The 14,726-nt window shown below is 73.6% G+C and carries 3 protein-coding genes; all 3 read left to right on the top strand.

Annotated features, from left to right (window positions below):
• Positions 1 to 4,812 (top strand): amino acid adenylation domain-containing protein (locus VFE05_22010; GenBank protein ID HET6232766.1); only part of this gene is annotated, 4,812 nt, incomplete at its 5' end.
• Positions 4,809 to 11,504: an amino acid adenylation domain-containing protein gene (locus VFE05_22005; GenBank protein HET6232765.1), complete on the top strand. Its 6,696-nt coding sequence runs from the start codon at positions 4,809 to 4,811 to the stop codon at positions 11,502 to 11,504. The genes VFE05_22010 and VFE05_22005, both read left to right, overlap by 4 nt.
• Positions 11,501 to 14,726: beta-ketoacyl synthase N-terminal-like domain-containing protein (locus VFE05_22000; GenBank protein HET6232764.1), on the top strand; the 3,226-nt coding region annotated here is incomplete at its 3' end. The genes VFE05_22005 and VFE05_22000, both read left to right, overlap by 4 nt.

Here is a 14,726-nt window from a genome sequence, read left to right as displayed (position 1 = left end):
ATCGCGCGCCGGCACGAGACGCTGCGCACCGGCTTCACCACGGTGGACGGGCGCCCGAGGCAGGTCATCCATCCCCCGCTCCCGTCCGTGGTCGCCAACATCGACCTCGCGCACCTGCCGGCCGATGCGCGCGAGGCGGAGGCCCAGCGGCTGACGCAGGAAGATGCGACGCGGACGTTCGACCTGGCGCGCGGGCGGCCGTTCCGCGCCACGCTGCTGCGCCTGGCGGGCGACGACCACCTGCTGCTGCTGAACGTGCACCACATCGTGAGCGACGGGTGGAGCACGGGCGTGATGTTCCGCGAGCTGTCCGCGCTGTACGAGGCGTTCGCGCGCGACGAGGTGTCGCCGCTGCCGGAGCTTCCGATCCGCTACTCGGACTTCGCGGCGTGGGAGGCGGAGCAGCTCCACGGCGGCGCGATGGCAGCGCAGCTCTGCTACTGGACGTCCCAGCTCGCCGACGCCCCGCCGCTGCTCACGTTCCCCACCGACCGGCCGCGTCCCGCCGTGCCCGCGCACGCCGGGCGCACCTTCGCGTTCCCCATCCCCGCCGACGCCGCCAACGCGGTGCGGGAGATGGCGAACGCGCTGCGCGTGACCCCGTTTATGGCGATGCTGGCGGCGTGGCAGATGGTGCTGGGCCGCTGCGCGGGGCAGGACGACGTGGTGGTGGGCTCGCCCATCGCCGGGCGCACGCAGGCGGACCTGGAGGGGCTGATCGGCTTCTTCGTGAACATGCTGCCGCTGCGTGGCGACCTGCGCGGCGACCCCACGTTCGCGGAGCTGCTGGGGCGCGTGAAGGAGACGACGCTCACGGCGTACGCCAACCAGGACGTGCCGTTCGACCTGGTGGTCCAGGCGCTCGGCGCCGGCCGCGACCGCAGCCACGGCGCGGTGTTCCAGGCGGTCTTCGTCTACCTGAACGGCCCCGCTCTGTCGCTCGCATTGGGCGATGCGCGCGTGGAGCTGGTCCACCCGGACACGGGCACGTCGGAGTTCGACCTCAACCTCTCGGTCGAGGAGGAGGGCGAGGCGTACGTCGGCCGGCTCACGTACCGCACGGACCTGTTCGGCGCGGGCACCATCGAGCGGCTGGCGGACGCATATCGCACCGTGCTGGAGGAGGCCGCCGCGCATCCGCGACGCCGCATCTCGGAGCTGACGGTGCCGCCCGTCACGTCCGCAGCTACCGTCTCCGTATCGACATCCGCCGTTTCCGCATCCGCCGAGTCCGTCTCGGGCGATGGGGCGATGGGTGGCGGTGCATCTCCCGTGGTGAGCGGGGTTTCGGGAGATGCGGCGCGGGTGGCGCCGACGACGGCGACGGAGGTCGCGCTGGCGGCGATCTGGGCGGAGGTGCTGGGCGTGGAGCGCGTGGGCGCGACGGACGACTTCACGGCGCGCGGCGGTTCCGAGCTGGGCGCGTCGCGCGTGGCGGAGCGGGTGCGCGAGGCGTTCGGCGTGGACGTGACCATCCGCGCGGTGCTGGAAGCGCGCACGGTTGCGCGGCTGGCGGCGCGCATCGACCGGATGGCGCGGCCGGCGGGGCAGGGGACGGACGGCATCGCCCGCATCTCCCGCGGCACCCACGCGCCGGCTTCGTCGGCGCAGCGGCGGCTGTGGTTCGTGGACCGGCTGCGGCCCGGCGGCTCGACGTACAACGTGCCCGAGGCGCTGCGCATCTCCGGACCCATCGACGTCGCGGCCCTGGAGGCTGCGCTGGGCGAGATCGTCGCGCGGCACGAGGCGCTGCGGACGGTGTTCGCCACGGTGGACCGCGAGCCGGTGCAGGTCGTCCGCCCCGCATCTCCCGTCACGCTCGCCGTCACCGACCTCTCCGCCATGCCGGCCGGCGAGCGCGAGGCGACCGCACGCGGCCTCGCATCCGCCGAGGCGGACCGGCCGTTCGATCTGGAGCGCGGGCCGCTCTTCCGCGCGTCGATGATCCGCCTGGCTGCGGACGACCACGTGCTGCTCGTCACGATGCACCACATCGTGAGCGACGGGTGGAGCATGGGCGTGCTGTACCGCGAGCTGTCCGCGCTCTACGCGGCGTTCGCGGGCGGGGCGTCCGCCGACCTGCCGATGCTGCCGGTGCAGTACGCGGACTTCGCGGCGTGGGAGCGCGAGCGCACGGCGGGCGGAGCGATGGATGCGGACCTGGCGTACTGGGCGGAGCGGCTGAAGGGTGCTCCGGCGCTGCTGGAGCTTCCGGCGGACCGGCCGCGCCCGGCGATGCCCTCGCACCGTGGCGGCTATGAGCCCGTCGAGCTCTCCGCCGAGCTGGCGGAGGCCGTCCGCGCCCTGGCGCGCGGAGAGGGCGCGACGCCGTTCATGGCGCTGCTGGCGGGATGGCAGGCGCTGCTCGCCCGTGCGTCCGGCCAGGACGACATCGTCGTCGGCTCGCCCATCGCGGGGCGGACGCGGCCGGAGCTGGAGGGGCTGATCGGCTTCTTCGTGAACATGCTGCCGCTGCGCGCGGACGTCTCCGCCGATCCCACGTTCCGCGAGCTGCTGGCGCAGGTGCGCGAGAGCACGCTGGGCGCCTTCGCGCACCAGGAGCTGCCCTTCGACCGGCTGGTGGAAGAGGTCGCGCCGGAGCGCAGCCTGCGCCACGGGCCCGTCTTCCAGGTCTCGTTCGCCTTCCACAACTCGCCGCAGACGGACCTGTCGCTGGGCGATGCGCGGGTGGAGAGGTTCGCGCAGGAGGTCGGCTTCACCAAGTTCGACCTGGAGCTTGCGCTGTGGGACGGCGCGGACGGCCTGCGCGGCACGCTGGGCTACGCCGCCGACCTGTTCGACGCCGCGAACGTGCGCCGCCTGGCGCGTCAGCTTCGCGCGCTGCTCGCCGCCGCGGTCGCGAACCCCGACGCACGCATCTCCCGGCTCTCCGCCATGGACGAGGCGGAGCGCGCCGCACTGCTGGCCGAGTGGACGGCGGATTCGGTGGATGCGACGACATCCACCGTGCACGCTCTGTTCGCCGAGCAGGCGGAGGCGACGCCGGACGCCGTCGCCGTCGGCTCGGGCGATGCGCGGATGACGTACGCGGAGCTGGACGCGCGGTCGAACCGGCTCGCGCGGCACCTGCGGGCGCGCGGCGTGGGGGCGGAGACGCGCGTGGGGCTGTCGATGGAGCGCGGGCCGGAGCTGGTCGTCGCCCTCGTTGCCATCCTCAAGGCGGGCGGCGCGTACGTGCCGCTGGACCCCGCGTATCCCGCCGAGCGCCTGGCGTTCATGCTGCGTGACGCCGGCGTCTCGCTCGTCCTGGCGACGCGCGACCTGGCCGCGCAGCTCCCGCTGGACGGCATCGAGACCGTCCTCGCGGACGAGGAGGCGGGCGAGATCGCCGCGCGCTCGTCCGCCGCGCCGGAGGAGGTGTGCGGGCCGGACTCGCTGGCGTACGTGGTCTACACGTCCGGCTCCACGGGCACGCCGAAGGGCGTGGGCGTTCCTCACCGCGCCGTCGTCCGGCTGGTGCGCGGCGCCGACTTCTGCGCGATGGGCGCGGACGAGGTGTTCCTGCAGATGGCACCCGTGGCGTTCGACGCGTCCACGCTGGAGGTGTGGGCGCCGCTGCTCAACGGCGGCCGCCTGGCGCCGTTCCCGGCGGGCACGCCCACGCCCGACGCGCTCGCGGACTTCATTGAGCGCGAGGACGTGACGACGCTGTGGCTCACCGCCGGCCTCTTCCACCAAGTGACGGATGCGCGGCCGGGCTGCTTCGCCCGCGTCCGCCAGCTCCTCGCGGGCGGCGACGTCCTTTCCGTCCCGCACGTGCGCCGGGTGATGGAGATGCACCCGCATCTTCGCCTCGTCAACGGATACGGGCCGACGGAGAACACCACGTTCACCTGCTGCCGCACGATCCGTCCGGAAGATGCGGCGCGGCCCGGCATCCCCCTCGGCCGGGCGATCCGCGGGACGCGGGCGTACGTGCTGGACCCGGCGCTCCAGCCGGTCGCGGACGGCCTGCCGGGCGAGCTGTATGCGGGCGGCGAAGGCGTGGCGCGAGGCTACGTGGGCCGTCCCGCGCTGACGGCGGAGCGCTTCGTCCCCGACCCGTTCTCCGCCGCGCCCGGCGCGCGGATGTACCGCACGGGCGACCGCGTCCGCCGCCTGGCCGACGGCGCGATCGAGTTCATGGGGCGCCTGGACGGCCAGGTGAAGATCCGCGGCTTCCGCATCGAGACGGGCGAGATCGAGGCCGTGCTGGCCGCGCACCCCTCCATCGAATCCGCCGCGGTGACGGTCCGCGAGGACGCGCCGGGCGACAAGCGGCTCGTGGCCTACTTCACATCTCCGGAAGCGCCGTCCGCCGCCGACCTCCGCGCGCACCTCAAGGCGCGGCTGCCGGAGTACATGGTGCCGCCGGCCTTCGTGCATCTCCCGTCCCTGCCGCTGAACGCGAACGGCAAGGTGGACCGCCGCGCCCTTCCCGCGCCGTCGTCCGACGCCACCGCGGCGGGCGAGTACGTGGCCCCGCGCAACTCCACCGAGTCCGTCCTGGCCGGCATCTGGGCGGAGGTGCTGCGGCTGGAGCGCGTGGGCGCGGAGGACGACTTCTTCGCACTGGGCGGCCACTCGCTGCGCGCCACGCAGGTCACCTCGCGCGCCGAGGAGGCGTTCCGCGTGCCGGTGCCCGTGGCCGCGCTGTTCGAGACGCCCACTGTGGCCGGCCTGGCCCGCGAGATCGACCGCCTGCGCGAAGCGGGCGCCGCGGCGGGCCCCTCTCCCATCGTTCCCGTTGCACGCCAGGCGCGCCGGCCCCTCGCGGGCCGCGGCGCGGGCAACCTCCCGAGCAACCGATGAGCATGCTGGAATATCCCGGCGCGGTGGACGCGCCGGACGCGGCCGACGACGTGTACGTCCTTCCCGCATCGTTCAGCCAGCAGCGCCTGTGGGTGCTGGACCGGATGGAGGGCGCGGGCAGCGCGTACGGCATCCCCGGCGTGCTGCGGCTGCGCGGCGCGCTGAGCGTGGAGGCGCTGCAGGGCGCGCTGGACGAGGTGGTCGCCCGCCACGAATCGCTCCGCACCGTGTTCGACGTGGAGGAGGGCGAGCCCGTGCAGGCCGTGCTCCCGCCGCATCCGGTGGCAATGGAGACGACGGACATCTCCCATCTCCCCGCCGCGAAGCGCGAAGCGGAGGTGAAGCGGCTGACCGCGCAGGCGTGCAGCGAGCCGTACGACCTGGCGAACGGTCCGCTCTTCCGCGCCCGCCTCGTTCGCGTGGACGCAGACGACCACGTGCTGCTGCTGAACGTGCACCACATCGTCAGTGACGGGTGGAGCACGGGGGTGATGTACCGCGAGCTGTCGGCCCTGTACGGCGCCTTCCTGCACGGCGGCGAGTCGCCGCTGCCGGACCTGCCGATCCAGTACGGCGACTACGCGGCATGGCAGCGCGACCATCTCCAGGGCGAGCAGCTCGAACGGCAGATGTCGTTCTGGCGGCAGCGGCTGGCCGGCGCCCCGGCGCTGCTGGAGCTGCCGACCGACCGTCCTCGTCCCGCCGTGCAGACGTACCGCGGCGCGTACGAGTGGATGACGCTGGGCACCGAGGTCGTGGAGCCGCTGCGCGACCTGGCCCGGGCGGAGGGGGCGACGCTGTTCATGGTGCTGCTCGCCGCCTGGCAGACGCTGCTGGCCAAGTACAGCGGGCAGACGGACGTGCTGGTCGGCACCTCCATCGCCGGGCGGACGCGGCCGGAGCTGGAGGGGCTGATCGGCTTCTTCGCCGGCACGCTCGTGCTGCGCGGCGACCTGGCGGACGACCCCACCTTCCGCACGCTGCTGCGCCGTGCGCGCGAGGCCACGCTGGGCGCCTATGCGCACCAGGACGTGCCGTTCGAGAAGCTGGTGGAAGAGGTGCAGCCGGGTCGCAGCCTCAGCCACAACCCGCTCTTCCAGGCCTTTCTCGCGCTCCAGAACGCGCCCGAGGGCGCGCTGGAGCTGCCGGGGCTGGAGGTGGAGGTGGGCGACTGGGTGGGCGAGACGGCCAAGTTCGACCTCTCGCTCCTGCTCAGCGAGTCGCCGCACGAGCTGCGCGGCGCGCTGGAGTACCGTGTGGACCTGTGGGAGGCCGCGACCATGCGCCGCCTCGCCGGCCATCTCCGGACGCTGCTGCTCTCCATCGGCGCGCAGCCGGACCGGAAGCTCTCCGAGCTGGCGATGCTGGACGCGGACGAGGCGCACGCCGTGGTGCACGCCTGCAACCCGCTCCCGGCGGAGATGCCGGCGGAGGGCTGCCTGCATGCGCTGTTCGAGCAGCGCGCGGCCGAGGCGCCGGAGCGCGTGGCGGTCACGTATGAGGGCGAGGCGCTGAGCTACGGCGAGCTGAACGCGCGGGCCAACCGGCTGGCGCGCCATCTCCGCGGCCGCGGCGTGGGGCCGGAGTCGCGCGTGGCGCTGTGCCTGGACCGCGGGCCGGAGATGATGGTCGCCATCCTCGCCGTCCTGAAGGCGGGCGGCGCGTACGTGCCGCTGGACCCCGCGCATCCCACGGACCGCATCGCCTACACGATCGGCGACGCGGGCGCGGCGGTGCTGGTGACGCAGTCCCATCTCGCGGACCGCATCCCCGCGAACTCTGCGGACGTCTTCCGCATCGACGGCGATTGGGCGCTGGTCGAGGACGAATCCACCGAGAATCTGCCGCCGTCCGTGGTGCCGTCGTCGCTGGCGTACGTGATCTACACGTCGGGCAGCACGGGGCGGCCCAAGGGGGCGATGGTCACGCACGGCAACGTGGTGCGCCTCTTCACAGCGACGGACGCGTGGTTCGCGCCCACGGCAGACGACGTGTGGACGATGTTCCACTCGTACGCGTTCGACTTCTCGGTGTGGGAGATCTGGGGCGCGCTGCTGTACGGCGGCCGCGTGGTGGTGGTCCCCCACATGGTGAGCCGCGAGCCGGCCCGCTTCCGCGCGCTGATGGCGGCCGAGGGCGTGACCATGCTGAGCCAGACGCCTTCCGCGTTCCTCCAGCTCGTGCAGGCCGACGCGGCCGAGCCGGTGCCGCTGGACCGCCTGCGCGCCGTGGTGTTCGGCGGCGAGGCGTTGAAGCTGGAGACGCTGCGCCCGTGGCTGGACCGCTACGGCCCGCAGCGCCCGCGGCTGGTGAACATGTACGGCATCACCGAGACGACCGTGCACGTCACCTACCACGCGCTCACCGGCGCGGACTTCCGCCAGGCGTCGCCCGGCACGCCCATCGGCCGGGCGATCCCGGACCTGCGGCTGTACGTGCTGGACCGCTCGCTGCGGCCGGTGCCCGCGGGCGTGCCGGGCGAGCTGTTCGTGGGCGGCGCCGGCCTGGCGCGCGGCTACCTGGAGCGGCCGGGCCTCACGGCCGAGCGCTTCGTGCCGGACCCGTTCAGCGGCATCGCCGGGGAACGTCTCTACCGGTCCGGCGACCAGGTGCGGCGGCGGGTGGACGGCAGCCTGGAGTACCTGGGCCGCATCGACTTCCAGGTGAAGATCCGCGGCTTCCGCATCGAGACGGGCGAGATCGAGGCGGCGCTGCTGGCGCACCCCCGCGTCCGCGAGACCATCGTGCTCGCGAAGCCCGAGCCGGGCAGCGGCGACCTGCGCCTCGTCGCGTACGCCGTGGCGGCCGAGGGCAGCGCCGCACCCTCGGTGGCGGAGATGCGCGAGCACCTGCGCGCCCGGCTGCCGGAATACATGGTCCCGGCTGCCTTCGTGGTGCTCCCGGAGATGCCGCTCACCGGCAACGGCAAGCTGGACCGCCGCGCCCTCCCCGAGCCGGAGGATGCCGGCGCGCCGGTGGACGACGCGGCGGACACGGAGCCGCGGACGCCCACGGAAGCGTTGCTGGAGCGCATCTGGGCCGGCGTGCTGGGCATAGAGCGCGTGAGCACCACGGCGGACTTCTTCGCGATGGGCGGCCATTCGCTGCGGGCCACGCAGGTCGTGTCGCGCGTGCAGGAGTCGTTCGGCGTGCAGCTTCCCCTCCGCACCCTGTTCGAGTCGCCCACGGTGGAGGGCGTGGCGCGCGAGATCGACCGGCTGCGCGATGCGGGCGGCACAGTGCAGCTCTCCCGCATCGTCCGCATCGTACGCGAGGACGACGTCGTCGCGCCCGCATCTCCCGAAGCGACCGCATCTACCAACACGCTGCCATCGCCCGTGTCCGCGTCCACCGTCGCGTCCGTCGGCGGCGTTTCGGGAGATGCGAAGCCGTCCGACGCGGCAGCGAACGGTGCTTCGGGAGATGCGAAGCAGGCGATCGCACGCCGTGCATCCGCCGAGTCGCCGCTGTCGTTCTCGCAGCAGCGGCTGTGGTTCCTGGAGCAGATGCAGCCGGGCGGGCACCTGTACAACCTGCCGTCCATCGTGCGCCTGGACGGTCCGCTGGACGTGGACGCGATGGGCCGCGCCGTCGTGGAGATCGCGCGGCGGCACGAGGTGCTCCGCGCCGTCTTCGCCGACGGCGCCGAGGGGCCGGTGCAGGTCGTCCGCCCGGTCGAGCAGTGCGGGATCGCGCTGGAGATGGAGGACGCGTCCGCATCTCCCGATGCGTGGCGCGACCGCGCGGAGGCCGAGGCGTGGCGCCCGTTCGACCTCGCCGCCGGGCCGCTCATGCGGGCGCGCCTGATCCGCATCTCCCGCGATTCGCACGCGCTGGTGCTCACGCTGCACCACGCGGTGACGGACGGGTGGAGCACGGGCGTGATCTTCCGCGAGCTTTCCGCGGTGTACGCGGCGTTCGCGGCGGGCGAGCCGTCGCCGCTGGCCGAGCCGGAGGTGCAGTTCGCGGACTACGCGGCGTGGCAGCGCGAGCACCTGGCCGGCGCGCACCTGGAGTCGCAGACGGCCTACTGGCGCGAGCGGCTGGCCGGCGCGCCCGTGCTGGAGCTTCCCACGGACCGCCCGCGCCCCGCCGTGCAGGCCCACCGCGGCGCCGTGCACGAGTTCGGCTTCCCGGCCTCGGTGAGCCGCGGCCTGCGCGAGCTTGCCCGGCGCGAGGGCGCCACGCCGTTCATGGCCGGTATCGCGGCCTTCCAGCTCCTCCTCGCCCGCTACACGGGGCAGGACGACGTGGTGGTCGGCACGCCCATCGCCAACCGCACGCGGCGCGAAACGGAGGGCACGGTCGGCTTCTTCGTGAACACCCTGGCGCTACGGACCGACCTCTCCGGTGACCCCACGTTCGCGGAGCTGCTGGGCCGAGTGCGCGAGGCCACGCTGGGCGCCTACGCGCACCAGGACGTGCCGTTCGAGCGGCTGGTGGAGGAGCTGCGCGTAGAGCGCGACCTGAGCCGCAACCCGCTGGTGCAGGCGATGTTCATCCAGCAGTCGGGAGATGCGGACGCGCCCGTGTTCCCGGGCGTCACGGCCACCACGGTCGCGCCCGGCGGCGATATCGCCAAGATGGACCTGCTGCTCGCCATCTCCGACGGCGACGACGGCATCTCCGGCGGTCTCGAGTACGACGCGGACCTCTTCGACGCGGCGACGGCGGAGCGCATTGCCCGCCACTTCGGCCTGCTGCTGGAGGCGGTGACGGCGAACCCGGAGATGCGCATCTCCCGGCTCTCGCTGCTCGAAGGCGAGGAGCGGCGGCGCGTGCTGGGCGAGTGGAACGACACGGCGCGTCCCTATCCGTCCACCGACCTGCTGCATGCGCTCTGCGCGGAGCAGGCGGCGCGGACGCCGGACGCGGTCGCCGTCGCTTACGAGGGCCAACGCGTTACGTTCGCGGAGCTTGATGCGCGGGCGAACCGGATCGCGCGGGCGCTGCGGCGGAGCGGCGTGGGGCTGGAGTCGCGCGTGGCCGTGTGCCTGGAGCGCGGGCCGGACGCCGTCGCCACCTTCCTCGGCGTGCTGAAGGCGGGCGGCGCGTACCTGCCGCTGGATCCCGGCTATCCGGCGGAGCGGCTGGGTTACATGCTGGCGGACAGCGGCGTCTCCGCGCTCGTGAGCACGTCCGCCCTGGCCGCGCGCCTCCCCGCGCACGACGGCAGCGTGCTGCTGCTGGACCGCGACGGCGCTTCGGTGGATGCGGAAGATGCGTCGCCGTTCGACGCCGGCGTGGTGCCGGAGAGCGCGGCGTACGTCATCTACACGTCAGGCTCCACCGGCCGGCCGAAGGGTGTGGTCAACTCACACGCGGGCATCTGCAATCGCCTGCGGTGGATGCAGGAGCACTTCCGCATCGGCGCGGACGACCGGGTGATGCAGAAGACGCCGTTCGGCTTCGACGTCTCGGTCTGGGAGCTGTTCTGGCCGCTGATGGCGGGCGCGACGATGGTCCCGGCCCGGCCGGAAGGCCATCGCGAGCCGTCGTACCTGGCCGACCTGATCCGGCGCGAGGGCGTGACCATGGCGCACTTCGTCCCCAGCATGCTCCAGCTCTTCGTGGACGAGCCGGAGATGGACGGCTGCACGTCGCTGCGCTACGTGATCTGCAGCGGCGAGGCGCTTCCGGCGCCGCTCCAGGACCGCTTCCTCGCCCGTCTTCCATCTGCCGAGCTGCACAACCTGTACGGGCCGACCGAGGCCGCGGTGGACGTCACCGCCTGGCGCTGCCGTGCGGGCGACGCGACCGTGCCTATCGGCGCGCCGGTGGCGAACACGCGCGTCTACGTGCTGGACGATCCGGGGCTTCCCGTGCCCACAGGCGTGCCGGGCGAGCTGTTCCTGGGCGGTGTGCAGGTGGCGCGGGGATACCTCGGCCGCCCGTCGCTGACGGCGGAGCGGTTCGTCCCCGACGCGTTCTCGTCCGCGCCTGGCGCTCGCCTGTACCGCACGGGCGACCGGGCTCGCTGGCGGGCGGACGGGAACGTGGAGTACCTGGGCCGCCTGGACGGGCAGGTGAAGGTGCGCGGCTTCCGCGTGGAGACGGGCGAGGTGGAGGCCGCGCTGGCGGACCACCCCCGCGTCCGCGACGCGGTGGTCGTCGCCCGCACCGACGCGGCGGGTGAGGTGCGGCTGGTGGCGTACGTGGCGGCGGACGGCGAGGCGCCTTCGGCCAACGAGCTGCGCGCGCATCTGCAGACGCGCCTTCCCGAGCCGATGGTTCCGTCCGCGTTCGTGGCGCTGGCCGCGCTGCCGCTGTCGCCCAACGGCAAGGTGGATCGCCGCGCGCTGCCGGAGCCGGACGCCGCTCCCACTGCCGGTCGCGCGCTGCTGCCGCCGGACGGCGAGCTGGAGACGGAGATCGCCGCACTGTGGTGCGAGCTGCTGGGCATCTCCGCGGTCTCGGCGGAGGACAACTTCTTCGACCTTGGCGGGCACTCGCTGCTCGTGGCCCGCGTGCACCGGCGGCTGCGGGAGAAGATGCCCACGCTCTCCGTGGTCGATCTCTTCCGCCATCCCACCGTGCGCTCGCTCGCCGCGTTCCTTCGCGGCGGAGCGGAGGCGGATGCGGCGGTGACGGACGAAGGACGCGAGGCGGGCGCCCAGCGCCGCGACCTGAAGCAGCGCCAGAAGGACCTGCTCGCCCGCCGCCAGGCCGCCGCCGCGGAGGGCACCTCGTGAGCGGTTCGGATTCGATGATGGACGAGCCGGTGGACGGCATCGCGATCGTGGCGATGGCGGGCCGCTTCCCCGGCGCCTCCACGCCCGAGGAGCTGTGGCGCATGCTGGAGGAGGGGCGCGAGGGCGTCACCTTCTTCACGGCGGCCGAGCTTCGCGCGGGGGGCGTGCCCGAGGCGCAGGTCGCGGACGCGGACTACGTCCCCGCGCGCGGCGTGCTGGCCGACATCGAAGGCTTCGACGCGGGCTTCTTCGGGATGACGCCGGCCGAGGCGGCGCTGACGCCGCCGGAGCAGCGTCTGTTCCTGGAGTGCGCGCACGAGGCGCTGGAGCGCTGCGGCCACCCGGCGCGCGGCAAGCGGGTGGGCGTGTTCGGCGGCACCGGCTTCAACACGTACCTGCTGGGCAACGTCTACCCGGCCGTCACCGCGGCTGGCGCGGACACCTTCCCGATGGTGCTGGCGAACGCGCCGGACCACCTCGCCACGCGCGTGGCCTACCGGCTGGACCTGCGCGGGCCCTGCCTGACGGTGCAGACGGCGTGCTCCACGTCGCTGGTCGCCGTCCACTACGCGTGCCAGAGCCTGGCCAGCGGCGAGTGCGACATCGCGCTGGCGGGCGGCGCCACGGTGACGGTGCCGCACGTGGGCGGCTACCCGTTCTCCGAAGGCGGCATCCTCTCGCCCGACGGGCACTGTCGCCCGTTCGACGCGAAGGCGGCGGGCACAGTCCCGAGCAGCGGCGCCGCCGTGGTCGCGCTGCGGCGCCTGGAAGACGCGCTGGCGGACGGCGACACGGTGCTGGCGGTGATCCTGGGCTCGGCCGTGAACAACGACGGCGCGGCGAAGGTGGGCTACACGGCGCCCGGCGCGGACGGCCAGGCCGCCGTGATCGCCGAGGCGCTGGCGGTGGCGGGCGTGGAGCCGGAGAGCGTGGGCTACGTGGAGGCGCACGGCACCGGCACGGCGATGGGCGACCCCATCGAGGTCGCCGCGCTCTCCCGCGCATATGGCGCGGGCACCAGGCGCCGCGGCTGGATCGCGCTCGGCTCGGCCAAGGGAAACCTGGGGCACCTGGACTCGGCCGCGGGGGTGACGGGGCTTATGAAGGCGGTGATGTCGCTGCGGCACCGTCGTATCGCGCCCACCGCGCACTTCACCGCGCCGAACCCGTCCATCGACTTCGCGTCCACGCCATTCCACGTTGCAAGCGAGCTGCGCGACTGGACCTCGGACGCGCCGCGGCGGGCGGGCGTCAGCTCGTTCGGGATGGGGGGCACCAACGCGCACGTCATCCTCCAGGAAGCGCCCGCGTCCGCATCTACCGAATCCAAGCGCACGTGGCACCTGCTGCCGCTGTCGGCGAAGACGGACGATGCGCTGCGGGCCGCGCGCACCTCGCTCGCCGCGCACCTGCGGAAAGATGCGGGGCTTCCGCTCGCGGATGCGGCGTTCACGCTCCAGGCCGGGCGCCAGGCGTTCGCGCGCCGCTGCGCCGTCGTCGCTGCGGATGCGGAGAGCGCCGTCGCCGCGCTGGAATCCACCGAGTCCGAGGGCGTGATCTTCGGCGCGCCGTGGCCGGCGCCGCGCCAGGTCGTCTTCCTGTTCCCCGGCCAGGGCGCGCAGCATCCCGGCATGGGCCGCGGGCTGTACGAGACGGAGCCGGCGTACCGGGCGGAGATCTACCGGTGCGCGGAGATGCTGCGCCCGCACCTGGGGCTGGACATCCGCGAGCTGCTGATGCCGCCCATCGGTGGGGAAGACGCGGCGGCTGAGCGGCTTCGGGAGACTTCGCTCGCCCAGCCTGCGCTCTTCGCGGTGGAGTATGCGACGGCGCGGCTGTGGATGGAGTGGGGCGTGCGCCCGGCCGCCATGCTGGGCCACAGCATCGGCGAGTACGTGGCGGCATGCCTGGCCGGCGTCTTCTCCCTGGCCGACGCGCTGGCGCTGGTCGCCGCGCGCGGACGGCTGATGCAGTCGATGCCCGGCGGAGTCATGCTCTCCGTCTCGCTGCCGGTGGAGCAGGTGAGCGAGATGCTGCCCGGCGGCGTCTCCGTCGCGGCGGACAACGCGCCGCGGAGCTGCGTGGTGTCGGGAGATGAGGACGCGGTGGCGGCGCTGGAGGCGCGGTTGGCGGACGCGGGCGTGCGGCACAAGCGGCTGCACACGTCGCACGCCTTCCACTCGCCGATGATGGACCCCGTGCTGGCGGAGTTCACCGCGCTCGTTGGCCGCGTCGCGCGGAAGGCGCCGGAGCTGCCGTGGATCTCCAACGTCACCGGCACCTGGATCACGCCGGACGAGGCGGCGGACCCCGCGTACTGGGCTCGCCACCTCCGCGGCACGGTCCGCTTCCGCGAGGGGCTGGCGACAGTGTCGGCCCTTCCGGGCGCGGTGCTGCTGGAAACCGGCCCGGGCCAGAGCCTCTCCGCGGTCGTGGAGGCGCAGGACGGCGACGTCCCCTGCGTCGCGACCATGCGCCAGCCGCGCGAGACGGCGCACGACGCGCAGTTCGTCTTCCGTGCGCTCGGCCGGCTGTGGGCGGACGGCGTGGATGTGGATTGGCAGGGCGTGTGGAAGCACGAGCGCCGCCGCCGCGTCCTCCTCCCCACGTACCGGTTCCAGCGCACCCGCCACTGGATCGACGCCCCCGCATCCGCCGCGGCGCCGGCCGGAACGGCGGATACCGTCGCGTCCGCATCTCCCGTCATTGCATCTACATCTGCCGATTCCACCGCGGGCGTCGAAGGCAGCGCGGAGTGGCTGGTCGCGGAACAGTTGCGCGTGATGTCGCGGCAGCTCGATCTGCTGCGCGGGCGGAGCGTATCTCCTGACATCGCATCCAGTAACGCTGCATTTGACGGCGCTGAATCATCGCGTTTCGATGTCGGCCAGGCGATAAGCGGCTCCGCATCTACTGAAGCGCGGAGCGGAGATGTGTCGCTTCCGCTGACGCCAGTGCAGCGGTGGTTCTTCGAGGCGGAGCCGGTGGATCCGCAGCACTTCAACCACGCGCTCGCGTTCGATCTGCCGGAGGCGGTGGAGGCCGATGCGCTGCGCCGCGCCGTCGTGGAAGTCGTCGCGCTGCACGATGCGCTGCGGACCGGCTACGCGTGCGGCGACGCCGGGTGGCACGCCTTCCCGCTCGCGCCGGAAGCCGCGTTCGCCGTGGAATCCGCCGACCTGTCCGGCCTGTCCGGCGAGGCGCAGGAGGCGGAGATGGAGC

The organism is Longimicrobiaceae bacterium (assembly GCA_035696245.1).
In the GTDB taxonomy this organism is placed as follows: Bacteria; Gemmatimonadota; Gemmatimonadetes; order Longimicrobiales; family Longimicrobiaceae; genus DASRQW01.
This window is presented reverse-complemented; position numbering and strand designations above follow the sequence as displayed.

What these genes read in the sequence shown, in the direction of transcription:
- VFE05_22005 (HET6232765.1), top strand. Translation starts at nt 4,809, where the DNA reads ATGAGCATGCTGGAATATCCCGGCGCGGTGGACGCGCCGGACGCGGCC.